This is a genomic window from Legionella steelei, from assembly GCF_001468005.1.
In the GTDB taxonomy this organism is placed as follows: Bacteria; Pseudomonadota; Gammaproteobacteria; order Legionellales; family Legionellaceae; genus Legionella; species Legionella steelei.
On the sequence record NZ_LNYY01000021.1, the window covers coordinates 712,086 to 737,548 of the forward strand.

Below are 25,463 nucleotides of genomic sequence, written 5' to 3' on the forward strand. Positions count from 1 at the left end.
ATATTAGCACTTCCATGTAATAACAGTTACAATGGCCCATTTTTCGATTGAACTATTTGAGTCATGAAAAAGAAACTCTCAGTTAAGACCAGCATTTTATACAAACGTTTGTTAACTTATGTGAAACCATTTTGGCCTATCCTGGTATTAGGTATTTTTGCCAACATTTTATATTCCCTGATTGATGCGGGCTTCACATATATGATGCGGCCTTTTTTTGATAAAAGTTTTATTAATGTGGACATGGATTTTATCAAGAAAATTCCTTATATGGTTTTAATAGGGATTACTTTGAGGGGACTTGTCAGTTCACTGGGTAGTTATTGCATGACCTGGGTTGCTCGCTCTGTAGTTAAGGTCTTAAGAGAAAAAGTTTTTAAGCATATTCTTCATTTACCAGCTGATTTTTATGATGAAGCAACTTCAGGACAAATGCTTTCTAAAATTCTTTATGATGTGGAGCAAGTAGCGCAGGTTAGTGCGGATGCATTAACAGATATAGTCCAAAATACCTGTTTAATTATCGGTTTTCTCACTGTAATGATGGTGATCTGTTGGCAGTTGTCACTGATGTTCCTGTTAACTATTCCCTTTGTTGGTTTGATTGTGAACTACACAAACAAACGTGTCAGACGAATCAGCCATAAAGTACAAAAAACTATGGGGGAAGTAACCGAAATTGCGAGTGAAGCAATTGAGGGGTATAAAGTAGTTCGTATTTTCGGGGGCATTACTTATGAGTCTGGAAAGTTTAGTAATGCTGTAGAACTCTCTCGTCAAAATGATATGAAAGTTGCTGCGAGCAAGGCTCTGAACGTCTCTGGAGTGCAAATTGTCATAGCAATAGGCATTGCAGCAATTATTGCGGCAGCAATTCAATTATCTACAGTGGTCATTATTTCTGCTGGTTCTTTTCTAGCAATTATTGCTGCGATGATACAGCTAATCAAACCCATGAAAACCCTCACTACGTTGAATGCGGTAATACAAAAGGGTTTGGCTGGTGCAGAAAGCGTATTTAATCTGTTAGATCTGCCTATAGAGCAAGGACAAGGGACCATTTTATCGCAAAGAGCGCGCGGTGATCTTGAGTTTAAACAGGTATCTTATGCTTACAGAAAAGGAGAGAAGGTATTACATGATGTGAGTTTTACCATCGAAGCCGGTAAAACGGTTGCATTGGTAGGACACTCAGGAAGTGGTAAGACCACTATAGCCAGCTTATTACCTCGTTTTTATGAAGTAAATCAAGGCACTATTACTCTAGATAATACCCCGATTAATCAAATAAGTTTAACCAGCTTGCGTGAGCAAATGGCTTTGGTGAGCCAAAACGTAACGCTTTTTAATGATTCTTTGGCTAATAATATTGCCTATGGTCGTTCAGATGTTAGTCGCCAGCAAATTATACATGCTGCTAAAATGGCTTTTGCTGATGAATTTATCAGTCGTTTCCCAGAAGGTTATGACACGCATGTAGGCGAAAATGGCGTATTACTCTCTGGTGGTCAGCGACAAAGAATTGCGATCGCACGTGCTATATTGAAAGATGCACCTATTTTAATTCTTGATGAAGCAACATCTGCTTTAGATAGTGAGTCTGAGCGATATATACAAATTGCCTTAGAAGCGGTGATGAAAAACCGCACTACTTTAGTCATTGCACATCGCTTATCAACTATTAAACATGCGGATAAAATTATCGTGATGCAACATGGACGCATTGTAGAACAAGGTAGTCATCAGGAATTACTTGATTTACAAGGATACTACGCACAGCTTCAGGGAATACAACACTCAGATACATTTTATAAGGATGCAATAGCCTGATGTCTTTTTCCCTCGAGAACATATGGTATGGTAATCACCCAATACAATGGGTATTGCGGCCGTTGTCTTGGGGATATTCACTTATTGTGTCAGTAAGACGCTATTTTTTGCAACGTTTTCATCAATTTGATTGCCCAGTCCCTCTAATTGTTGTTGGTAATATAACTGTTGGAGGAGTAGGTAAGACCCCATTGGTGATCGAGCTGGCTAAGAGGGTACAACAAAAAGGATTAAGAGTTGGTATAGTCAGTCGGGGGTATGGTGCAAAACTCAAATCATTTCCCTATGAAGTGCATGTTAATGATTCTGCACTAAAAGTCGGTGATGAGCCTTTATTGTTAGCACAAAAAACCGAATGTCCTGTAGTGATTGCGCCCAACCGTACGGAGGCTGTGCGCTATCTTTTAGAAAAACATCAAAGTCAAATTATTATTAGCGACGATGGATTACAACATTACCGTATGGGGCGAGCCATTGAAATCGCTGTGGTTGATGGAACCCGCGGATTAGGTAATGGCCTTTGTTTGCCAGCTGGTCCGTTAAGAGAGCCCTCTAAACGCTTGGGGCAAGTTGATTTTATTGTGGTGAATGAAGGGAAGTGGGATAATGCATATTCTATGGTATTAAAACCTGGGAAAATTAAGAAGTTAAGTACGGATGAAGAAATTGATCCGCATACATTAAATGGAACATGGGAAGCGATTGCTGCAATTGGTAACCCCCAACGTTTTTATTCCACTTTGCTGCAATTAGGGATAGAATTCGACACCTGCTCTTATCCTGATCATTATCAGTTTAAGCCAGATGATTTGAATTATTGCAAATCGCTTATTATTATGACGGAAAAAGATGCCGTGAAATGTCGATCCTTTAGTTCGGACGCAATGCATTATTTGCCCGTGGACGCTGTATTGGATGATGCTTTTTGGGACGCATTGTGGTTACATCAACAGTTAAAAGGTTATTGCTGATTATGTTTGCTTGGATTCGCTGTTTTTTATTTTTAATCATATCCCACATAAGTACTGGAGTACTTGCAACTGAAATAAAACCAGCGGCATTGCAACCGGTACAATCTATCGATCCAACTGTAGGAAGTTGGACTTTTTCTGGTATGGTAGAGAATGAAAGTGGTGATAAGTACGGATATTTTTTTGAAATGCAGCGCCAAGGAGCAGATTTTCATACTAAAGCTGCTTTAATTGATGGTGAAACAAATAAGCTGGTTTTTTTCTACGAAGATAAAGAAAAAATAGGGCAAACAACACCACTTGATTGGCATGTTGGTTATTCGTTTATTCGTTACAATCCCATCAATGACAGTTGGATCTTCGGTGTAAAAGCAGCGGATAAAAAAGGTTTTAACTTTAAAGTAGATATGCTGAAACAAGCAAATAACAATGAAACCTTAGTTTTGCGACCCGGAGTAAAATTCCAAGTGTTACAGACAAGTCAGCTCAATGGACATTTACGCATTGATGATAAAGAGCAGTTTGTTACTGGCAATAAAGCATGGTTTGGCAAATTGGCATTGAATGATGAGCAAAAAGATGACCATGAAATCAACACTACATTTTGTCGTTTAAACGATGATAATGGGTTTTATTCTGCAAATCTTAAAGAAAAAGATGCAACCAGCGCAGCAGTTGCGGGTTGGCTTGATCCTTCAGGCAACAAAGTAAAAATGTCTCAATTTATTTCATTAAAACCTTTAGAGAATGATCAGTGTATGCTGAGGATTGGCTTACCTAAGCTGAATTTAAAATTGATTAACTCTCTGAAAGCGAACGACTCACTATCCCACACAGTTGCAGGGTTCTCTAAAGACAGTCGAGGTGGCTTTTGTTTTGTTACTCAACAATCATTTTTAAAGAATACAACAACCGAATTGGCTATACAGGACGTTAAGAAGTTAAATACTTGAAGAGAGCTTTTAACCTTGAATTGATAGTGTAGCCTGGATTAGCAGAGCGCAATCTGGGGTTATATATAAATTGAAAGTATCCAACGAAGAAAAAATTATTTAACACCCACTCCCGTAAGCGGGAGTGGGGATTTTTGTTGATTGTGTTTTTTTATTCTCCCGAGCCCCATTTTTTATCCTCTCGCCTCTTTGGGGAGATAGTTAGGGTGAGGGGCATATGTGGAAGTCAGCGGATTACACTGTGCGAATCTGGACTAAAAAACGCTCAGGGTCAAAGGCTCTGTTACAGGCTCTTGTTTTTTTAATACAGTGGTTTCTGGCTCCGTAATTCCAGGTTTTTTCTCCAGCTTTTTTAATCGCTCCACTACTACAGGATCCAAAGCTAAATCCGCAGTGATTCTTTTGAACTGCGGTTTCTTACCTACCGGTTCTCCACTTAATGCACCAAGCATCATTTTATGTGAGCTGGTTTCAGCTAAATGTGGATCTAATTCCGCATCTAACTTTTGTGCATCAATTGGATTCAAAATCCACATAGCATCTGCTAAGGCGGGGATGCACATGTTGGGTTTGTCATTTACCCACCACCCTAAGTCGGTCATCGCGTCACGTAAACAATCACCGTCATTACTTTCTTCATTAAGTGCGTAACGTAAGATAGAGATAAGTGCTTTTTCTGGCTCTTTGTAATTAATCCGAAGTTCGCTACAAAAACTCAAGGGACCAAATGTAAGCTCATCTATTTTTTCATGGTACTTTCGATTAAAGATTTTACATAAATATTCTGGACTCTGTTCCGCTGGTGCTGAAATTTTATATTGACTCAGATTGTTTTTGTAATACTCCGACATCAATAAAGCATGCATGGTTTCAGTTGGATGAACATCATCCCAAAACATGTGCTTTTTACCTGGAGCGACGCCGCCAGGGGTTGTTGGGATATTATGTGCTTTTGCGTACTCTAGGTAAGGTTCTTTTAGTGCTTTTGGGTCAAAGTATTGAGCATATTTGGAGTGTTCGCCGTTATCACGTACATCATCATAAATTTTAGTGAAAACAGTTTCGATATCAAAAAGTTCAATTGAGCACTCAGGATTGGCGTCTTTTAAGATTTTCAGTTTTTCTGCTAGTTTTTTATTAAATTCCTTTGATATCTTTTGCGCATTCTTTCGCTCTTCATCTGATTTATGTTGGTAGCGTGGTGTTAATGATAAATCAGGCAAGTTGCATAGAACAAAATTACTGTAGCCTTGTTTAATTAATGATTCGATATTATCTATGTTACTTTGGGCAGCAAGTTCCGCAGCTTCTTCGGTGGGTTCTGAATTAACGGTAATTAAATCATTAGCACCAGAAAATACCGTAATAAGGGTCTTCTTTTTTTGCTCTGTAGAAATTTCTTCTTTCTCATTGTCTTCCAAAAATTGCACTACCTGTTTCGACAAGTTGGATACCATTAAACGAGTAAAGAACAGCTTGATTGACGTAAAAGGGGAAAGGAGCGAAAGAAAAATACTGTTCCAGCTGTAATCATAAGAGGTTGAACCGCCTTGGCTGTAGTTTCTATAGAAATTCCGGCCATTATATTGAGCTATACGACCATCATCGAGTGAATAATATTCTCGAACGTATTTGCTATAGCGAGGATCTGTTATTAGTTGGTCCGCAATATCATCAGAAGATTCGCGTAAAGTGGCTTTTGGGAGCCCCGCTTTTTTAATTGCAGTCACACGGTGCGTTTTTTGGGGCTGGTGACGGGGGAGCGGATCGGTTTTTGGGGTATTTTCTAGTCCAGAAGTGAACAAATGACCTTCTTCTCTAGCCGCTACTCTTTTTTTGCGTCTCACCCTTCTTATTTCTGCTCGTATTTCGTCTTCAGTGTATTGTTTTTCGGATGATCGAGAAAGAATATCATCACCGATATCGGCATTATTTAAATTATGGTTTCGACGCGCAGAATCTTCCTTTATTTTATCTTCATTAAGGAATTTACTGATAAGGGTTGATTTAAGCGAGTCCGCCCAAGTATAACCATTGGTAAATCGTTCTTTAGGTGATTTATCGAGCCCAGTTATTGCTAGCCACAACTTTCTTGCTAACGGTCCGAGAAAGGATGCTTTTTCACCCATGTTTTTGCCATCAGAAAGACTATCGCCAAATACGACAAAGTAGCTTATTTCTTTTTGAGGCTGAGAGGGGGAAATGGGTTTTCGTTCCTTTTTAGAAGTTGTCATATAAAATAACTACACACTGGCTAAATATTGTTATTTTATAGATGTATTATTAAGGTTTTATTAATTTTTTCCTTAGAGAGCACTAAATCTCTTTCTCTGGAAGAAATTGTGATAAAACACTGGCTATAACTAAAGCCGCAGGAATGATTAAAAGGGTTCGTTGATAATCAGCCACAACATGGAGGTGGGTATCGCCTTTGGAATAATCCAACAAATAACCGATTAATGGTTGTAGAAGGGGAGCTGTAGCCATTGCTAAGGTGTTGGTGAAACCTGTACAGGCGGAGAGTGATTCTTCTGGCGCCAATTCATTCGCAATAGTAAATGCGAGCATATAAGCCCCACAACACAGTCCAATTGCGAACAACAAGATGCCTGTTAGGAGCAGATTATGTATAGGTAAGTACAGAACAAGAATGAACAAAATTGCAGTAGAGAAGCATGAAATATGGATTAGTGGTTTGCGTTTAGGCAAATGGATGGACAACCAGCCATATATGGGGCAACTTAATCCAGCGCCCAATAAAATCATGGAGGTGAGAATACTGGCTGTTTCTATAGAACATTCCAATTTTAGCTGGAGAAAAGGAACTGCCCACATTGCAGCAAAAACGGTAATCACCGAAAATTCCAAGCCTACAAACCATCCATTAATCCATACTAATTTATTTTTCAGCATCAGCAACAAATGTTTTTTGTATTGATGATGATTATCAATAATCGGCTTGTTGCTGGGAATGAAATTCGCACATAAAAACGCAATTAAAATACCGATGACACCAGCGCCAGCAAGGAAATAATGCCAGCTAATGTGGCTTATTTGTGAGCCCATGCCAATCATGCTCGCCACTGTCACCGTAAAACCTAGGGTTTCTGTGAGGCCAATCATAAATGCATATTGTTTTAGGGGATAATGTTGGCGCAATACACGAGTCATGCCAACAAAAGCAAATGCGGAGCCACCGCCAATAATTAGGCGGCCAAGAAATAATACAAATAAGTTATATCCAGTAGAAAACAAAAAGCAGCCTAATGCACATATCAGCGCGTTTAAGGACAATAAAGTTCGGGTATTGTATCGATCAAAAAGAAGGCCAACGGGAATTTGCATTGTGGTATAAACATAATAAAAGGCGCTACTTAATAAACCTGCAGTAAATGCAGTTAATTGTTTCTCATGCATGATTGCGCCAATAATAATTCCCGAAGAGAGTTGCAAGAAAAATTGAAATAATAGAAAAAATACACTGACCAACCAGATGATGGTTCTTTTGGGGCTAGATGAAGGTGTCGAGTCTGATAAATTCATTAATTTTGTTTTGAGAAAAAGGCGGAATATATAGCATCATGGCGAAAGTGTAAATTTATTTTAAAAAATGTCTCCCTGAATGCAGTCTGGATTACAGCCTCACTTTTACCCAGGCTATGCATTATAAATACAACCAAGCATTAATCGTATCTAACGGAAAAGAGTGATAGGAGCACCAACGTTGAATCATACTATTATCTAATTCTGATGATATTCCATGGACTTGATAAGATAGCTTTTCTTTTAGAAAAGTTAATGCGACAAGATTATGGATGTAAAATTCTGGATCAATATACTTCATAGGCGTAGGGTCATTAAGTACAAAATTAACCGGCATTTTATGATTTAAGACTTCATCATCACTAAATTGAGGGCCAAATTCATCATAAACCCCTAAATTTGCAAGTATCTTGCCACTAAACCAGGAGTGAGGATAAGCATCCATAATCGCTTTTCCTCCGGTTGCGGTAATAACAACATTGGCTTCGATTAATGCACATTCAAGCTTACTGAAATCTTGCGGCGCAATTGCGGTAATACCTAACTTCTGAGCCAGATTTCGCTGCTTTTCACTTGGATCTACAATTACGACAGGAACTTTATTTTGCGCACAAAAATAGGCGAGTCCACGGCCAATTTTACCAAAACCAAAAATAACCCATGATGTTTCGGTCGGATTAACTCCTGTTAATTGAGTGAGAGCCATTTGGCTGCTTTCAGCACATCCAAAAACTGTTTCCAGTTGTTTGGTCAACGTACGGTCAATACTAATTACTGGAAAATCAAGAACTTGTTGTCGATATAGTTGATCGCCTGATCCGGTTAATTCGATTGCACCAATTTTGGGCTTTCCCAAAAATTGGTAAAGCTGTGCACCACAATCAAAATACAGATCAAAAGTTTCCCCAATAAGGGAGCGCGGATTTTCCACATAACGAATTTTTGCTTCGTTTAAACACGAAATCGCCTGTGGATGAGCATGACAAAAGTCTGACGGATTGGTGACGGTAACATCAGCTCCTGCCTCAAGTAAGCAGGTTATTTTTAATAAAGTATTCGTTACTAAAGGAACATGATGAACAACTCGTAATCCAGATAAAGGGCGTGTGTCACTCCATTGGGCAAGTTGTTCGTGCATAAAAGGAGCTTCAGATTTGGGATATTTTTGAAAGAATTTTTTAAAGGCGTCCTGCATCATGTATGACATATAGTAGAAAATGTTTCATCCTAGCATAATTTATTCATGCAGAATATTATTTATAGCTAGAGGCTTTTGTAATTTGGGCCAGCGAAGTGTAGCCTGGGTTTTGCTGCGCTGCCCCCAGGCTACAATAACTTTATAAAGCCAATTTGTTTTCTTCTGCAGAGGAATTGTCATAGCCAAGCCAGCTTGCAATCCATCGTAAAAATTGGTCAATTGGATCGTGTTGTTTCGGTTGGAAAAAAGAAAGAGGGCTCAACGTGCTTTGATGGTTACGGATTTGTCTGAAATAGCCTAACTCTTCCTTAAATAAGCTTCTTGTAGCGACTTGTTCGTCGGCATTAATTTTTTGATTAATTGAATCAATCAGGTTGTCTAATTGTGTTAAATCGTGTTTCGTAAAGGAATAGGATTTTTGAATTGTTGTTTTGAGGTGTTCTCGAGCAGCATATTCATCTTTGAATTTCAGTTGTGATGCCAGGTCATTCTTTAATTGTGTTCCGTCATCATTTGCCAAAATAGCATATTCTAAAAGATACAATTCTTGTTCAGTTTGAGCCGATTGGATTAAGTTTTTATAATGTTGGGCGCGTATTTTTCCTCGTGAATAATCAAAAAAATAAGAAAAAACACTTAAGTTGTCATCACGATGTTCCAAGTAATAACTTAAGGCGTTAGTACATTGTATTTTCAAGTCTTTTAAATGAGATTGTTTCACAACCGACATAGAAAGTGCCGGTTCTCCGTTCTTTGGTTGTGGACTTGCTATCACCGCCTGTTGCTGAACTTCGCTATTTTGAGATTGTTCCACCTCAGGTTTAGTGGGCTCTTTTCTCCCCTCTAGCAGTTGTGGCAAATCAGACTGGATAGTATGTTCCTGAATGTCACTACCCAAAACCTCTGCTGATTGAGACGGGGCGAAATACTTTAGAATTCCTGGTAAAACAAAATTAGGAGGCAAGTTTGTTTGCGCTAAAGCTTCCTGGAGTGACTGCACTGCCGTATTGAATTCTTTTTGAATCTCAGCACTTTGTTCTAAAAGCGGTTTTTTAAACTGTCTAAGTAAACAATAGAGCTTAAACTCCAATTGGCAAACCTCTTTAAATCGAGGGTTTTCTATTAATTTCTCCAAGAGATCGTAATGATTTTCCTCCAGGTAATGAGGAGCAATATCTTGTCCTGCCATGATGAGTTTTATTCGTGCCAGATGATTCACTAGTTCAGGATTTTCAATGATTTGATCCAGATCAATCTTTCCCTCGTGAATAACTGTCTGACATTCTTCGAAGATTTTGCTAAGCTCCGCAAGCGCTCTCTTAAATGGCAAACTATTAAAGGTATAACGATAAATTTGATTATTTAAATCAAGTTGATTTTGCAGCATATTCAGTTCAATGCCTGCGAGTACTTTTTGAATTTCCTCTCGATACGGAATTGCCAATTGAGCAAGAGCATGTGGATTTGTACTTTCTAGGAGTTTAAATAGCTGGGGGCGAACGTCAGTTTTATCATAATGTGCTTTGAGATTCTCTACATAAGCATTAACGATGACTAGAGCATGCTCTTGTACAGACTTTTGAAACTCTGCGTCCAAATCTTCCAATTTTTTCTTTTCAATAAGATTAGCTAAGGTTGCCCATTCTTTTTGTTTTAGCGCCTCATCCAGTAATTTTTTTAGGCCGTATTTTTTCTCAAATAAGGGGAATATATCTGCAAAAAGGACAGGATCTTTTAAAAAATCTAAAACACTTTTACTAGGCTCTCCTGGAAGATCGCTTTGAGTAAACAATGCATTAAATACAGTTTCGTTTTTTTCTTTTACGGCTCGTTTTAAAGGACTTAAAAACAACGAGCTTGAATACAGTTCTGTATTTTGGAATAAAGGGTCATTCTCTGGAGCTTTAATAGAGCTCATTAAAGGTGTTCTTGGATTTTGTACGTTGGCTCTTACTAACAATTGATAAAGTCTACCGTACCCTTGAGCATAGACTTTTTCAAACTGAGCAGAGGCGGGTTGCTCAGCAAATAATTGTTGGATTGCGTATTGTCGCTCCGTAGCGTTAAGTGTAAATTCTCGGGCAAGTAGTTGGTTGGCAATTTTTTCTTGTTTGTGGGCGCAGCTAAAAAGAAATAGTTCTTTAAAATCCAGCCCGAAATTAAGATCGGGTTCAATGAATGGTTCTAAAACAGAACCATTTCCTTTTTCTATGGCCTCTTGCAGTAATTCTAAAAGAGGTCTTTTTAATGGAGTTTTGGGAGTTATTCTTCCTTGGCTCAAAAATCGTGCAACTAAATTTTTATGGTTATTGGCTAGGGCAGAAGTGAAAATTTGCTCCGTTAACTCTGGATCAAGAACGGTTTCTTTATCCAGTAAAAAATCCAGGGCGATTAATAGGCTATTTTGTGCCAGCAGAGGAATAAGTTTTGGATTTTGCTTTAATGCGGGGTAGAGTTGCAGCAGTAATTTGATCCCGTTTTCATTTTTATCCAGAATTAACTCATTAATGAACTCTTCAAGCTCGGCTTCTTCCCAAGCTACTTTTTTACATAATGTCCTGGCAAGATATGCAAGCTTATTTTTGAAAAAGCCTTTGATTTGTTTTTTTTGTTCCTGTGATGTCAGTGTTTCTAATGTCAGTGTATCGGCTGGAATTTTGGCGCCAACTCGATTCAGTTTAGCCAGTTTGCCAGGGCTTGTGGTTGATGCATTGAGGTAGTCATTAAAGAGTCGGGGGGCTTGTTGAGCACATGCTGTTATGACTGGCACGATATTCCAATTTAAACTGCTTTCTAGTACGAGTTGTTTTATCCTAGGGCTTGCTGTTGTAAAAGATTTTTCGATGATTGAAAAGTCATCGTAATCAGAACACAACTCGAACAATGCGCGTATATCCTGAGTATTATGTACCACATGGTAATTTAACTGATCCAATGTGGATAAAATGGATAAGTCCTCTTCTACCAATCCTCTTTGATAGAGAAACTCCATGGTTTCTGGGTCAAGATGGCTTTTCTTTGCTTTCAGTTTTTCTTGTAAAAACTGGCTCATTTCTTTATTGCCATTCAAGATGGCCAGGGTAAGCGCACTTTTAATTGTTTCCTCAGAAATATTATCTTTCCATGAGTTTTTTACATGCTCATTTTTTCTTAAGAAAATCAGTACATTGAGTAGCGTTGTTGCGCCTAGCGGAGTGTTTAAATCAATTAAACGATATTCATGATCATCAATGTTTTTCCAAAGTGTTGGATTTGTTTGTTCTGCCCATGCACGTGCATACGTTTCAAAAATGGTTATATTATTGCGTTCCATGCACAAGGTGAGTAAATCTGGCTCATCAATGTTTACTGCAAAACCATTTATAAGGAGTTTTTCCAAAGTAATCGCATCAATATTTTGGATGACTTCTTTGGTGAAAATGCAAGGAAATGATTTGGGAGCAATTTTCGCCGTTGTTAAATGAGGAATTAACAGATTTAAAACATGATGTTGGTTGGTAATCGCAGCATATTGAATTTGTTTGATGATTTGTTCTGGGGTTAACTCATTTAAAAACTGATTTATTTGCGCGGATTTTGCTTCCTCTTTAATAAAAGTTAGGAGTTGCAGATGATTATAGGTAGTTTGATTTCTAGGTTCTTGAGAAAGATTTAATTGATCGAATACCTTCATTAAATTACTGTTATCTGCTTCTTTTTTCATTAACAACAGGTGTTCTGCTGCTGGTTGGTCAAGAAACATTTGCAGTTGGTTTTTTAATGCACTTTGTTCTTCAGCTGTAGTATATGTCTTGAGATAATGGTCAAGGAGCTTTTCCGCTTCTTTGTGCTTGCCTGCATATAGGGTGGCATTAATTCCTTTCAAAATAGCATTTTTTAAAATAGGTGATTTAGGCTGTTGCAGTAAAAGATCATTAAACTCGGGACGAAGATATTCTTTTGACAAGTTGTCGTAGTTGATTTTATTGTGTTTAAATAAGTACTTAAGTGTATTCATGTCTCCTGCCAGAGCAGCAAAGAAACTTGAACGTGTATCGGTTTGACTTGCGAAGGCAATTTGATGTAATTCATCGTGAGAAGGGTAGGACACAGGTGTTGCCTTGGGCGGGGCAAATGTACGAATATTGAGTCCAAAAGAGTCTTCTTTATAATCAAAGCACTCCTTAATTTCTTTGACTAACTCATCAACCGTTCCCAACTCCTTTATTCTTTTATTGTAGTTTGAATCATAAACAACATATTTTCCGTTTTCAAAAGATAAATTAATGGCATGGTTATAACTGCAAATTAGATAGGAACGGTTCTCACGGCTAATTTTTTTGAATATTTCTTCCCAGTGCGCTTCATCTGTTGTTAGCCCTAAATTAAATTCATTTTTTAGTGGCTTATTGCCAATTTCCAAGATTTTTTCGATATCAGATTGCAGGATTTCATAATAACTGTATGCCTCAACGCGAAATGTTTTCTCGATTTTGATAATGAAACCATCAATAGCAGGGTTATCACCAATACGATAAGTGCTAGGTAGGGTTGCTAACTGTTCGAGTAAATCAAAAAAAAGCGGTCTTTTATTTTCTAATGTGTATTTAATGCATAAAGCAGAAAGTGCGGCGCAAATCCCTTTTTTATTTAGTACCAAATCGATATTTTTTTTTTGCTTCAGACACGCGTTGACTGCAGTAATAATTTTGCCTTGATTTGGCATGGGTAAGACTCTCGCTATTTTAATTTTTGCGATTATAAGGGGCATTTTTATTTGTTTCAATTCATAATGTATAAAATAAATCCATGTCAAATAAGCTGAAAATTTTCAAGAGAAGAGTAGATAAAAAGCTCAATTATGATTCTAATATAATTTCTTGTGCGGGAGGTCTTAAATTGTAATAAGAGCTCATGCAGTGTCCATAGGCTCCGGTCTGCGCAATTAGAAGGACATCTCCCTCTTGAGTCGTAGGTAATATACGGTCATACCCTAATGTATCGCCCGATTCACAAATCGGACCTACAATGTGTGATACTCCCGATGGTTCTGAATGCAATCGAGTTAAGTTGACAATTTCATGATAAGCGCCATATAAAGAAGGCCTAATTAAGGAGTTCATTCCGGTTTCAATTCCTATAAATTGTACTTCTCCTTTTTCTTTACATTGAGTAACTCGAGCCAAAATGATGCCACTTTCTGCCACAAAAAAGCGTCCAGGCTCCATCCAGAATTGTACATGAGAGAAGTTTGATTTAATTGCCAGTAATGTTGAATCGAGTTGCTTTAGATCTAAATGTTTTTGCCCTGGGTTTTCAACAATACCCAAACCACCACCCAAATTAATAAATTGTGCCCGCGGGAATTGTTTCAGAAGTGATGTGAGCATTAATGCGGTTTGTTCCCAAAGCTCCGGAGTAAGAATTCCGCTACCAGAATGTGAATGGAGACCAATAACATGAATATGATGCTCCTGGGTCAAGGTTTTAAGTTGCTCTATATCATTTTGGGCAATTCCAAATTTTGACTCATTGCCTCCAGTCACGACGTGTTTATGATGGCCAGCACCAACTCCAGGGTCAATACGCACGATGATCTCACGGTTTTTAAATAATTCCGGCCAATTTGTTAACGGATATAAATTGTCTATGGTCACATAACATCCTAAATCCATAGCCGCAGCATATTCTATTTTGGGGGCAAAATTTGGTGTAAATAAAATGCGTTTTTTGTCTATATGAGGAAACAGACTCGATATTTGTTGTAACTCTTGAATGGAAACGCATTCAAAGCCAATACCTTCTTTTTCCAATGTTTTTAAAATGGATGGATGTGGATTGGCTTTGATCGCATAAAATAGGGTATCAATTGATTGCATGCTTAATAATTTTTGCGCTTGGGCTGTTTGTGTGGGACTGTGATATACATAACAGGGCGCATGATCCTCTGCCAGAGCAAGCAAACGAGAGCGTTCAATTTCCCACCATGGGGTAGGTCGGATAAAGGGTTTTTCCTTTTTTTGGGGATGAAAAACCTTTTCCAGTTGAATAATAAAACTATCCAACATTGGATTATCGCCAATAAGGTAATCATTGGGGATAGTGCACAATTGCTCAAATGCCTCAAAAAATTGCTCTGTTTTATTTTCCAGGGCATAGTATTCATATAAGTCGCTAAGCCCAGCATAGGCAGTAGCTTTATTGAATTTAAAATCCTTAGTGGACTTTTGTTTGAGACAGAAAGTGAGCGCCTCAATAATTCGGCTTTTGGGAGACATTATGAGCTCATGATTCCATTTTTGTCATATGAAATTATAATTTACATATTGATTAAATTCAATTCACTGTGTATTTGGTTTCATATTATGCACTATGGCGCAATAAATTTATGCTTGCAATTTTATTGGCACTCAAATAGTCTGTTAAAAATAATTATCATAAGGAATTGATATGTCACAAGCTAAAATCAATATAGATGATGCTGGAAAGACTGGTGCATTAGTCGCAGTTGGAAATACACTTTTAGCGCCGCTGTATTGGCTTGATGCCAAGCTCGGTTTGACTGTAGCAATTGCTGCGACGAGTGCATTTTTATATGGTGCGCATGAGATAGGTAAGAATAGAAGAGTTGTAGAAAATGGTAAAAATAATCTGAATACTTTTTTTGGTGGTGTAACAGGCGACAAAAGTACTGAGGTTCAGAATGCCCTGGCAAATATTGCAGTTGGAGGTGCGGCGATATTTGATGAAATTATGCCAAGCGATAATCACAGTCCTACGCCGAGCGATAATCACAGTCCTACGCCGAGCGATAGTCGCCGACCTAAATAGATTTTCAAATTATGTATCAAGGAAGTGAAGTATGCCTAGAGATCAAGTAAATCCCGAAAAAGCGTTAAAGACTGGTGCATTAATCAGCTTTGGAAATTTATTTATGTCGCCTTTTTATGCCAGGCTAGGTCCATTCACCTCATTAACGCTAACAGCCGCTGCGTTATTTAGCTTGCATGAGATAGGTAGAGCCAAACAAGCAGGAAATGGTTTTTGGGGCTTTTTTTCAAGCAAGCCTAATCCTACGTTTTCCGATGCGAATACTTCGATGAAGCATGTCACGGAGGGTGGGGCAACGGTTTTTGATCGAATTTTTCCACCTGGTAACAAATAAAAATTTGTAGCCTGGGAGCCGCGTAGCGAAATCCGGGTTACGGTTTCGCCTAGGTTACAATTATCATCCTAATTGATGAACTTTAACCAACATGCCAATCTGCGCATTATCTAGATAATAAACAACATCACCCTTAAGACGTTGTTTTTGTGAAATAGTGAATGACGATTGTGGGTTGTTGGGCGGTGATACTTGAAGTTTTGCATCAAAAGAGTAATAACTCGCCTGCGTTATATTTAAAGTTCCTTGCATTTGCCAGCCATTATGCTCCACTACAGGTAAAGAGACACTGCTTTGATTATTGGCTGGCTGTCTCCATGAATAATGTCCCAGTACTTGATAACGAGATTTACGAGTGAGTAGGTAGTACTCATCACGTAAGCTGGAAGAAGATGGGGGTAACAACCGATAAGGCTTTCCTGATTTGTCTGCATCCGCTTTCAAAGATATAGCATTTGTATTCATTGGAATGAGAGGGGCGTCGATAGCTAGTCCTGTGTTTTGATTTGGGTGTGCAAATATAATTAAATCAATTTGATAGGGAGATTTGGCTACAGCCAGACAGGTATACAGAATGCTTATTACAAATATTATTAATCGTTCCATGGCTAATTTATTTTTATTGTTATTATTATTTAGGATCGTAGCCAGGCTACGATGCTCCTATGTTAGTTGAGCAAGTATACCCCCTATGGAAGAACTCACTCAACAACAATTTTTGGAAACTTATCTGCATAATTGATTGGTTTTTTGGCCAGCTCAATCGTGCTCCTCATCGCTGTTTTAATCAATGTATCTGTTAACGCATCACGAGCTTGAGTGGCAGTAGGAGCTCCTTCATCGCAATTTTCTCGTATACGTCCATCCAGGGGTAGTTGTCCGAGTAATGTCGTATGATGCGTGGCACAAAGTGTTTCTGCGCCACCTGCACCAAAAATTGTTTCTTGATGCCCACATTGACTGCAAATATGGGTGGACATATTTTCAATAATGCCGAGTACATCAATTCCTGTTTTAGAAAACATATGTATTGCTTTTTGTGCATCAAGTGTCGCTACGTTTTGTGGGGTAGTTACTACAATGGCTGCAGTCAGTGGAATTTTTTGTACCAAAGTCAATTGAATGTCGCCTGTTCCAGGCGGTAAATCAATGAACAAATAATCGAGATCGTCCCAAAGGGTAATATCCAGCATTTGAATTAGGGATTTTGCAAGCATGGGGCCACGCCAGATTATCGCTTGTTCGCTGTTTGTTAGATAGCCAATGGACATGCTTTCTATACCATGTGCTTTTGCAGGAAGGTAATGTTCGCCACTCACTTGCACCGGTTCGGTTTTACCAAGCATTAATGGCATACTTGGGCCATAAATGTCTGCATCTAAAATACCTACTCGTGCCCCTACTCGAGCTAATGCGGTTGCTAAGTTCACTGTTATGGTAGACTTTCCTACTCCTCCTTTACCAGACGCTACAGCAATAGTATTTTTTACCCCACGTAAGCCCTTGCCTACGAGTTGTGTTCTATGCGGTTTAATCCATTGATTGATGTGTATGACTATTTTTTGATTAGGAAATGCTGATTGTAAAGCCGCAAGTAAGAGAGGTTTATAATTTTCTTCAAGTAAGTTACAAGGAAATCCAGCTGTGAGATTGATGAGCAGCTGATTATCAGTTATTTCAAGGCTACATTGTAGATTCATTTCCTTGCCTGTAAGGCCAAGAAATGGATCTTTCAGAGTATTCATCAAGTGAATTACAGTATTTTCAGTGGTCATGGATTAGCCTTGAATGAAAAAGACGAATGATAACGCAGCGGTCTATTATTTCATAGTGTTAGGAGCTGTTTACTAGCCCACGTCAATACCTAGGCGATAAGCAGTTCAGAGGGCTCATATTGCCAATAGACCCAATGATTGCTGGGGAGGTAATAAATTCCACAATAGATTGGTAGATGGGTTTGCCTTACTAGATAAGAGCCGTATTCATTCAATTGTTGTCGATGCTTCAGCAAGGATGCTTCATCTTCTTTTCCGGTTTTGAAATCAATAATCCAACGTTTGCCTTGCTCTTCAAAAGTGCGATCAATGATCCGCGTAATCGGCCTATTTTGTTGTTCTACCAATAATTCGTATTCGTTCTGTTCCTGATGGTGTTCGCTAATAATCCATAATCCCGTTTGATCTTCAAACATACGCATGATTTGTTCTTGCATACTGAGTAATGCCTCATGCTGCATTATTTCATCGAAACCTAGCTTTCTTAATTCATAACTGGCTAAACTCCAGGGAACCTCAACGAACGCTCTTGGATGATTATCACAAATCCATTGTAGTAATTGATGGGTTACTATACCGGTGAGTCGAGGAATAGTTGTTGATAAAGAGGATGTTGTCTTGATATGAGTACGGGTATCAAGAATTTCAGATGTTTTATTTTGATAGTAATCAAGGGGGAGGCGTCCAAGTTTGGGTAAAGACTGCTTTGTTTCCTCAATAATGGATAATGATTCTTCCTCAATAAATTCTATGCTTTTTAAAAGATGTCGAAATGAAGTTTTGGACGATTTTTCTGAATGGTCCATTAAATACAAGCGTGATTTTGCCCGGGTTATGGCGACATACAATAATCGTTGTGCTTCATAGCGGCTTTTTACTTCATCTAACTGACTTAAGTAATCATACAATGCACAATGATCTTGATGAGCAGCGTGTATAGGTGACATCAGCAACAAATTACCATGTTTTTGAGTCGGTAAATTGAGCCAGCGTAACATTGGATTGTCTCCACGATTAGGTTGGGTGCCTAATCCAGGTAAAAATACGGTATCGAATTCCAGTCCTTTAGATTTATGAATCGTCATCACGTGTAAGCGTGAAGGGTTTGCTTGTTGTGAATAGAGCTTATTGAGTTCTGAGAGAAATTCATTCATATCCGGTAAGCGACCGTCTTGTTCATAACGATCAAGCAAAGTCCAGAATTGTTCTAAGTCATTAAGTTGCTCGGTTTTTAGAATACTATCGACATGCAATTCTTTTAAGGTGCGGATGACCCAGACTGAGAGTTGGTTTTCATACCTTTGACTTAGTGATTGATGCATGACTTGGATCAAATAATCTGCACGAAGTCTGCCTTCGTCACTTATGCCTGGTATTTTGTTTAAATGCAATAAAGCGAAGTAAATCGATTTTTTCTTATTGAATTGAGCTATGGCATGAATATCACTTAATGACAAGCCACAATAAGGACTATGAAGAACTGCGAGCCATGCGAGGCGATTTGCGGGCATCAATAAAGCCTGGGTTAATGACCACACATCGCGTAAGTGGCCTAGATTGGCTAATAAAGTAATATCAGTTCCTTGATAAGGGATCTGATGTTGGCGTAAGAGACGAATGATTTCGCTTAGTTGTGTTCTTGAGCGCACCAGAATGGCCATGGTGTGATCAGGATGAGTTTGCAATTCATATTGGATGGTTTCTATGAGTTTTTTTGCTTCCTGCTCACGGTTTTTAAATTGCATCGCTTGAACAGCACTGCATTCTTTATTCTGAATGACATTGACACTGGGATGAAATGAAACAGCCCCAGACTCTATATCAACTTGTTTGGGAAATATGCTGGTAAACTGCTTATTTACCCAATCAACAATAGTTTGTGTTGAGCGAAAATTACAGCTTAACTCCAAAGGCTGAAGGGTAACAGGCCCTATGCCTTGTTCTTTAGCACGAAAAAATAATCCTACTTCTGCTTGTCTGAAACGATAGATGGATTGCATGGGATCGCCAACGATAAATAGGGTTCGCCCATCGCCTTTCTCCCATCCAAGAGCGAGTTTTGTTAACAGTTCAAATTGAGTAATCGAAGTATCCTGAAACTCATCAACCAGAATATGTTGCAGAGCGTGATCAAGATATAAAGCTAAATCGGTTGGATTTTCTTCGTGGCCTAAGGCATTCAGTGCTTGCTGAGATATGGCGGTAAAATCAATCTCATTGTGCTCGCTAAATAAAACATGCAAATGACCTACAAGAAGAGGGAGCAATAAAAACAGTGCTTGCAAGACTTCCCATTGCTCAGGATCGTATTCTGGCGCAGGTAAATTACTGACTTGGATTAGTGCCTCAAGAAAATCAGGATACTCACTCAATTCATTGAGAAGTTCTTTACTGGCATTTTTGAGCCTTTTGTATTCGTCTGGAGCGCAGGAGCTACTAAGTAAACCGACATGATGATCAAAACTTTTACGGAAATTTGCATCACCTGTAAGTAATAGTTTACTTAAGGCTGTTGCAAGCTCTTGATTGACCTGTTGGAAATCATACCAATCCTTAAGTGGATAGCGTGGTGAACTAGGGTTATTTTCTATATCCGCTAACTCACGCGCACATCGAGTTAACTCAACAGCCACGTGTGTGGGTAGACTTTGTTTGAATCGCTTTAACTCATGTTGTTCTATAAGTTGGAGTGCGCGTTCAAAAGTTGATTTTTCCTGGGCACTTGCTTGAAATAGGGGAGCCAACCACTGATCTCTTTGAGAGAGAAGTGAAGTAAAGAGCTCAAGTAGTCGGTCTTGGCGATTATCAACATGCAGCAAAAGTGTTTTTATTGCATTCTGATATTCAGGTGTTGTTAGAGCAAATTGAATACAACGTCGCCCAGCATTTAAATAATGGCTATTAACTCTTTCAGTAATTTGTGAATAAGCAATTTGTTTTTCCAACAACGGAATTGCTTGATTTATGCTTTGGCATAAAGAATCAATTGTAATGACTCTTAATCGATTCGGCTGTTGCAATAAATTCCATTGAAAATGAGCGTCACGCTGCAGTGCTTCACCAGCAAAGGTAAGTGTCATGTGTTGATGTGGTGTGTCGGCCTTCTTTTTACTTGCTGCTTGCTGCAATGCATGCACAATACGTTCACGCATTTCGCTTGCAGCTTTACGTGTGAATGTTAGCGCAATAATTTGTTCGGGAGCAGTGACTGTGCTTAATAGTCGCAAATAGCGCTGGGTAAGAATTTCGGTTTTACCGGAACCTGCAGGAGCTTGAACGATAAATGATAAGGAAGGATCGGTAGCTTGGCTTCGTTGATCACTGTCGACTAGCATTGTGTTTGTCCCTGTATGTTTTTATTAAATATTTTTTGCCCCACCATATACGTTGGTCCTTGGCCCAACATCACTGAATTATATGGAAGCGGTTTTGTTGGGCCAAGGCCCAACCTACAAAAACGCTTTAATCTACAATGATTTCTTGTGCAGGAGGACGCAAATTGTAATGTGAGCTCATGCAACGGCCGTAGGCGCCTGCGTTGGCAATTAATAACACATCACCTTCTTCAGTCACAGGCAATAACCGATCATAGCCAAGAGTGTCTCCTGACTCACAGATTGGGCCTACTATATGTGAAAATCCTGCTTTTTCTTCATATAACCTGCTTAAGTTCACAATTTCGTGATAAGCACCGTATAAAGAAGGACGGATTAGAGAGTTCATCCCTGTTTCGATACCCACAAATTTGACCTTGCCTTTTTCTTTACATTGAGTCACTTTGGCAAGAATAACTCCACTTTCTGCAACAAAAAATCGCCCTGGTTCAAGCCAAATTTTAATGTGCGGGTAACGTGATTTGACTGCCATTAACAAGGCATCCAAGCTTGCAAAATCTAAGGGTTGTTGCCCTGGTTTTTCGACTATGCCTAATCCACCACCTAAATTAATCGATTGAACATGCGGGAATTGCTCTGTTAATGATGCAAGCATTAAGGCCGTTTGTTGCCACAACTCTGGGGTAAGAATGCCACTTCCAGAATGGGCATGTAAACCCACTACTTGGATATTCTGTTTTTGGGTTAATGTGACAACCTGCTCAAGGTCATTTTGAGTAATACCAAATTTTGACTCATTCCCCCCAGTTGAAACATGTTTGTGATGGCCAGCACCAGTGCCGGGATCAATACGAATAATGACGTCACGATTTTTAAACAACTCAGGCCAATGTTCCAAAGGATATAAGCTGTCTATGGTGACGTAACAACCAATATTTAGAGCGTATTCATATTCTGCTCTTGGTGCAAAATTGGGCGTAAACAGAATGCGTTTTCTATCGATGTTAGGGAATAGTTCTAATACTCTGTCCAGCTCTTGAATAGAAACACATTCAAGACCGATACCTTCTTTTTCCATGGTTTTTAAAATCGATGGATGAGGATTAGCTTTAATCGCATAAAACAATGTATCAATTGATTTTAAGGCAAGTAGTTGCTTGGCTCTGTCAGCTTGGGTTCGGCTGTGATAAACATAGCAAGGTGAATTGAGCGAGGCAATAGTTAATAAACGATCACGTTCTTTTTCCCACCACGGAATACAGCGAGCAGTCGGTGTACCGAACTCTTCATGCCAGCTTTTTGAGTAATAGAAAATTTGCGGATTATTTTCTATCAGTAAATGATGCAGTTTTTGGCATAATTGATTTGCTTGTGATTCATCTACAACGAACGTGAGGTTCAAATCATTGGATGCAAGCGACATTAAATAAACTTGTTTTGCTTCAAACACCTCTAAAGCTGGACCAAGTTGTGGCAATACAGTTCGGATATGATGGCCAACAAGGCTTACTGCACTACAGGGCTCGATGAGTTTTGCACGCCCAAATTGATTTAATTCAGCCAATAAAGCGTTAATTGCTGGTCGGTCATGTATTTTACTGTTGATATCAAGTGATAAAGTGACGTTAAACTCAGAGGAGGAGAGTAAGTCTACCGAGAATCCATGATGTTTAAATGCAGTAAACACATCAGATAAAAATCCAACTTGTTGCCACATATGCAACGTATCTATAGAGATTAATAAGATACTGTTTTTAATCTGAATGGATTTAATAAGTGGTGCTGTTTCATCAATATCTTTAGTAATGAGTGTTCCTGAATGTTCCGGCATTTGTGTAAATTTGACGGACATTGGGATATTGGCACGACGAACAGGAGGTATGCAATTGGGGTGTAATACTTTAGCACCCATTGACGCAATTTCCTGTGCCTCATCATAATTTAATTTCTTTAATAAACGTGCCTGTGGCAGCTGATGCGGATTGGCTGTATAAATTCCGGGAACATCAGTCCAAATTTCACACGATGCGGCCTGGAGTTTGCCTGCGAGCAGGGCAGCGGAAGTATCAGAGCCTCCTCGTCCAAGCAAAACGGTTTCTCCTTGTGGATTGGCGGCAAAAAAACCTTGAGTAATAATCGCTTGCGAACCGCTGGAGATAAATCGTTCGACTAACTCAGGATCATACTCACTCTCACAACGAGCCGATAGATAATTCGCAGGCCCTCCATCAGGGAAAGGGGTGCTGGTTAACAGTTCACGAGCATCATACCAAGTGCAATCAATTCCTTGTTTTTTGAGAAAAGCATGGCCTAGGCGAGTCATCATGAGCTCACCCATGCTTAAAACTTCCGCATGAGTTTTTGCAGGAGCTTGTTTTAATAGGGCAATGCCAGTGAGCCATTGTTCTAATTGAAGTAAATCTTTGGCAATTAATTCAGGATCAACTTCAAGTTGTTCGGCAAGATTGAGATGGCCATTACGAATATCAGTTAAAATGCTCTGATGTTCATTGAGTAAAGCAGCCTCAATAGCCTTTTCAAGCTTATTAGAAATTTGCGTCAGTGCGGAGCAGACAATAACAGGTTGTACCCCTGAATTTATATGTTTTTTAGTAGTGGACGCAATATTATTCCACGTGTTGCGAGTTGAAACGCTGGTACCACCAAATTTAGTTACTATTTGTTGCATGATTCATTTCCGCACAAAAATAATACACATTACCATGGAGGAGAGGAGCAGCACAAGCCTCCAGGACACTAATTGAAAGATTCAGGGATAATTTTATTCATTAATTGCCCATGATGGGCTTAATTATTTCACTATGGATTAATATTCATTACTTGTTGAATATAAATAGAAAAAAGTATTTTGAAGGTGTTTTTAAAGATTTCAAAACAGGGTACACTCGCTGTTTAGCGGACGTATTTATATTCAAATTTTGAAGTATGATATCTAAGGAGTAAAAGGAGTGAAAAATATGCACAAACCTTTAAGAACACTAGTGAATGCTGCTGTTATTAGCGTTTTATTTGCTAGTGGAGCTCATGCAGCTGGATTCTCTTTGTATGGAGAAGGTGCTGGATATGCAGTTGGTAACTACGCCGCAGGTTCTGCAGCAGAAGCAGCCGACGCATCAACAGGTTGGTATAATCCTGCTGGTTTAGCTTTACTTCGTGAGCAGCAACTGGTTTTTGGTGGTATTGGCATATTTCCCACTTTGAAGATGAATGGTTCAAGTAATTTTATTACCACAACTGGTCTTCCTGCACCGTTCCCTGCAGTTGTTGACTATGAACAAAATTTCACTGGAGTAGATGGTAGTTATAATGCGTTTGTGCCTTCATTCCATTATGCTTTGCCTTTAGGTGAGCGCACTACGTTTGGCTTAAGTGTGACTGCTCCATTTGGGTTGGCCACTGATTGGGCTCCTGATTCTCCAGTACGATATTCAGCGACGTACACAGAAATTTTAACCACTAATATTTCGCCAGAATTAGGTACTCGACTTACTGAACATTTTGCATTGGGAGCAGGTCTTGATCTGCAATGGGCTCGTGCTAAATTTAATCAAATGATTGGTGCTCCCACGCTTTTCCTGCTTTTGCAAGAGGATCCTGCTTCAGTTGACTCTTTAAGCTATAACAAAGCGTCTTCATGGGGTGTTGGATTTCATGTTGGGGTGATGGGCATGTTTAATGACAACCACACACGCATCGGTCTTAATTATCAATCTCGCATGCGACATGTTTTTTATGGACATAGCCGCTTATCTGGAATATTGGCTAATAACAATTTTGAGTTGGTTTTCCCAATCTTACCTCCATCGGCATCCCGAACAAATAATGACTTATTTAGCAATCCACAAGAATTCCCCGATGTCCTTACATTAAGTGGTTATCAAGACATCAACGAGCGGTTGGCTTTATTAGGATCAGTTGTTTATACCGGTTGGCACGTATTTAATGATATCCAATTGAATAACGTTGCTGTTCCCAATATCGGGGGCGCGCCATTTTTTAACGTGACTCAAGCAAATATTAATAGTAATGTAGTGCAAGACTATCATGATTCTTGGCGTGTTGCTCTTGGTGCCAATTATCGTGTAAATCCAAAATTAATGTTTCGTGTAGGTGGTGGTTATGATCAGACTCCAACACCTGATGCATTTAGAAATGTTCGTTTACCTGACGTAGATCGCTGGGCAATTGCTGTTGGCGCACATTATCAATGGCGACCCAATGTTGGTATTGACGTTGGATATACTCATTTGTTTGCTGGATCTAACCCGGATGTTGATACAGTCCAAGCTCTTTCACAAACTTCTGAATATAGTGTAGATATTAATGGCGGTAATTTTGCTGCTGATCTAGTCGGTGCACAATTGACATGGATTATTGATAAAATCCCTGAGGCACCAACAAAATAAGTATTTGTACACTGAATCGGTAAAAAGCCACTTAAAGTGGCTTTTTTTATTTCTGGTTAGTGTGTATCACAGAGATACGTTATCTTCGTATACACTAACATCTACAATCATGAGAGTAGGGTGAGCTGTTAAACCCAGCATTTACTGTTAATTTCTTACTCTCCAAAAAGTTCATCATGAACCCATCAATATACTAATTAACAAGTATTATTCATGGTTCTTTTGTTGCTTTGTAAACCTTGGGCTTATCAGCCCAGCCTACGTTCATTGCGCTATTTTTTTCAACA

Annotated in this window: 14 protein-coding genes and 1 pseudogene; 6 read left to right on the top strand and 9 right to left on the bottom strand. The window is 39.0% G+C overall.

All coding sequences use genetic code 11. The features are described 5' to 3' along the window. Positions 1–63 precede the first annotated feature (63 nt). Genes msbA through Lste_RS17720 form a run of 3 tightly spaced genes read left to right on the top strand, consistent with a single transcriptional unit; the run spans position 64 to position 3,754 of the window. Entirely contained in the window at positions 64–1,830 is a 1,767-nt protein-coding gene (gene msbA, locus Lste_RS17710) for a lipid A export permease/ATP-binding protein MsbA (RefSeq protein ID WP_058512301.1), read from the top strand. Then, complete coding sequence (gene lpxK / locus Lste_RS17715) at positions 1,830–2,801, top strand: tetraacyldisaccharide 4'-kinase (protein WP_058512302.1); 972 nt, start codon at positions 1,830–1,832, stop codon at positions 2,799–2,801. The genes msbA and lpxK overlap by 1 nt, the downstream gene beginning before the upstream one ends. Before the next feature lie 2 nt (positions 2,802–2,803). Further along, positions 2,804–3,754 (top strand): hypothetical protein, encoded by a 951-nt coding sequence (locus tag Lste_RS17720; protein ID WP_058512303.1) that lies wholly within the window; start codon positions 2,804–2,806, stop codon positions 3,752–3,754. A 254-nt stretch (positions 3,755–4,008) separates the two neighbouring features. Here the strand turns inward: Lste_RS17720 and Lste_RS17725 are convergent, their stop codons facing one another. The 5 genes and pseudogenes from Lste_RS17725 to lysA all read right to left on the bottom strand — a co-directional run. Next, on the bottom strand, positions 4,009–5,988 hold the full coding sequence (locus Lste_RS17725; protein ID WP_058512304.1) for an SGNH/GDSL hydrolase family protein: 1,980 nt from the start codon (positions 5,986–5,988) through the stop codon (positions 4,009–4,011). 82 nt (positions 5,989–6,070) lie between these two features. Further along, entirely contained in the window at positions 6,071–7,297 is a 1,227-nt protein-coding gene (locus Lste_RS17730; RefSeq protein ID WP_157070792.1) for an MFS transporter, read from the bottom strand. A 121-nt stretch (positions 7,298–7,418) separates the two neighbouring features. Then, the gene (locus Lste_RS17735) at positions 7,419–8,492 is read right to left on the bottom strand and encodes a Rossmann-fold NAD(P)-binding domain-containing protein (protein WP_193393448.1); all 1,074 of its coding nucleotides are present in this window, start codon (positions 8,490–8,492) and stop codon (positions 7,419–7,421) included. Positions 8,493–8,634: 142 nt separating this feature from the next. Further along, entirely contained in the window at positions 8,635–13,200 is a 4,566-nt protein-coding gene (locus Lste_RS17740) for a hypothetical protein (protein ID WP_058512484.1), read from the bottom strand. Positions 13,201–13,333: 133 nt separating this feature from the next. Next, positions 13,334–14,590, bottom strand: a pseudogene (gene lysA, locus Lste_RS17745) (diaminopimelate decarboxylase); the annotation flags it as partial. 334 nt (positions 14,591–14,924) lie between these two features. Here lysA and Lste_RS17750 point away from each other — a divergent pair. Further along, a complete protein-coding gene (locus Lste_RS17750; protein WP_058512307.1) occupies positions 14,925–15,305 on the top strand; it encodes a hypothetical protein in 381 nt (126 codons plus the stop codon). A 31-nt stretch (positions 15,306–15,336) separates the two neighbouring features. After that, positions 15,337–15,639 carry a hypothetical protein gene (locus tag Lste_RS17755; RefSeq protein ID WP_058512308.1) on the top strand — a complete coding sequence of 101 codons (303 nt, stop codon included), beginning with the start codon at positions 15,337–15,339 and terminating at the stop codon, positions 15,637–15,639. Positions 15,640–15,702: 63 nt separating this feature from the next. Here the strand turns inward: Lste_RS17755 and Lste_RS17760 are convergent, their stop codons facing one another. From Lste_RS17760 to Lste_RS17775, 4 genes are all read right to left on the bottom strand, one after another. Further along, positions 15,703–16,245, bottom strand: a complete 543-nt coding sequence (locus Lste_RS17760) for a CsiV family protein (protein WP_058512309.1) — start codon at positions 16,243–16,245, stop codon at positions 15,703–15,705. Between the two features lie 95 nt (positions 16,246–16,340). Continuing rightward, the gene (apbC, locus tag Lste_RS17765; protein WP_058512310.1) at positions 16,341–17,414 is read right to left on the bottom strand and encodes an iron-sulfur cluster carrier protein ApbC; all 1,074 of its coding nucleotides are present in this window, start codon (positions 17,412–17,414) and stop codon (positions 16,341–16,343) included. 89 nt (positions 17,415–17,503) lie between these two features. Next, entirely contained in the window at positions 17,504–20,749 is a 3,246-nt protein-coding gene (locus tag Lste_RS17770; protein ID WP_058512311.1) for a UvrD-helicase domain-containing protein, read from the bottom strand. A 127-nt stretch (positions 20,750–20,876) separates the two neighbouring features. After that, positions 20,877–23,438, bottom strand: a complete 2,562-nt coding sequence (locus Lste_RS17775; RefSeq protein WP_058512312.1) for a bifunctional aspartate kinase/diaminopimelate decarboxylase — start codon at positions 23,436–23,438, stop codon at positions 20,877–20,879. 280 nt (positions 23,439–23,718) lie between these two features. On the opposite strand from Lste_RS17775, the gene Lste_RS17780 reads away from it, so the two are divergent. Next, complete coding sequence (locus tag Lste_RS17780) at positions 23,719–25,176, top strand: OmpP1/FadL family transporter (protein WP_058512313.1); 1,458 nt, start codon at positions 23,719–23,721, stop codon at positions 25,174–25,176. Positions 25,177–25,463: the final 287 nt, after the last annotated feature.

Coding starts and splice junctions, on each gene's coding strand:
- msbA (WP_058512301.1), top strand. CDS start 64: ATGAAAAAGAAACTCTCAGTTAAGACCAGCATTTTATACAAACGTTTG.
- lpxK (WP_058512302.1), top strand. CDS start 1,830: ATGTCTTTTTCCCTCGAGAACATATGGTATGGTAATCACCCAATACAA.
- Lste_RS17720 (WP_058512303.1), top strand. CDS start 2,804: ATGTTTGCTTGGATTCGCTGTTTTTTATTTTTAATCATATCCCACATA.
- Lste_RS17725 (WP_058512304.1), bottom strand. CDS start 5,988: ATGACAACTTCTAAAAAGGAACGAAAACCCATTTCCCCCTCTCAGCCT.
- Lste_RS17730 (WP_157070792.1), bottom strand. CDS start 7,297: ATGAATTTATCAGACTCGACACCTTCATCTAGCCCCAAAAGAACCATC.
- Lste_RS17735 (WP_193393448.1), bottom strand. CDS start 8,492: ATGCAGGACGCCTTTAAAAAATTCTTTCAAAAATATCCCAAATCTGAA.
- Lste_RS17740 (WP_058512484.1), bottom strand. CDS start 13,200: ATGCCAAATCAAGGCAAAATTATTACTGCAGTCAACGCGTGTCTGAAG.
- Lste_RS17750 (WP_058512307.1), top strand. CDS start 14,925: ATGTCACAAGCTAAAATCAATATAGATGATGCTGGAAAGACTGGTGCA.
- Lste_RS17755 (WP_058512308.1), top strand. CDS start 15,337: ATGCCTAGAGATCAAGTAAATCCCGAAAAAGCGTTAAAGACTGGTGCA.
- Lste_RS17760 (WP_058512309.1), bottom strand. CDS start 16,245: ATGGAACGATTAATAATATTTGTAATAAGCATTCTGTATACCTGTCTG.
- apbC (WP_058512310.1), bottom strand. CDS start 17,414: ATGACCACTGAAAATACTGTAATTCACTTGATGAATACTCTGAAAGAT.
- Lste_RS17770 (WP_058512311.1), bottom strand. CDS start 20,749: ATGCTAGTCGACAGTGATCAACGAAGCCAAGCTACCGATCCTTCCTTA.
- Lste_RS17775 (WP_058512312.1), bottom strand. CDS start 23,438: ATGCAACAAATAGTAACTAAATTTGGTGGTACCAGCGTTTCAACTCGC.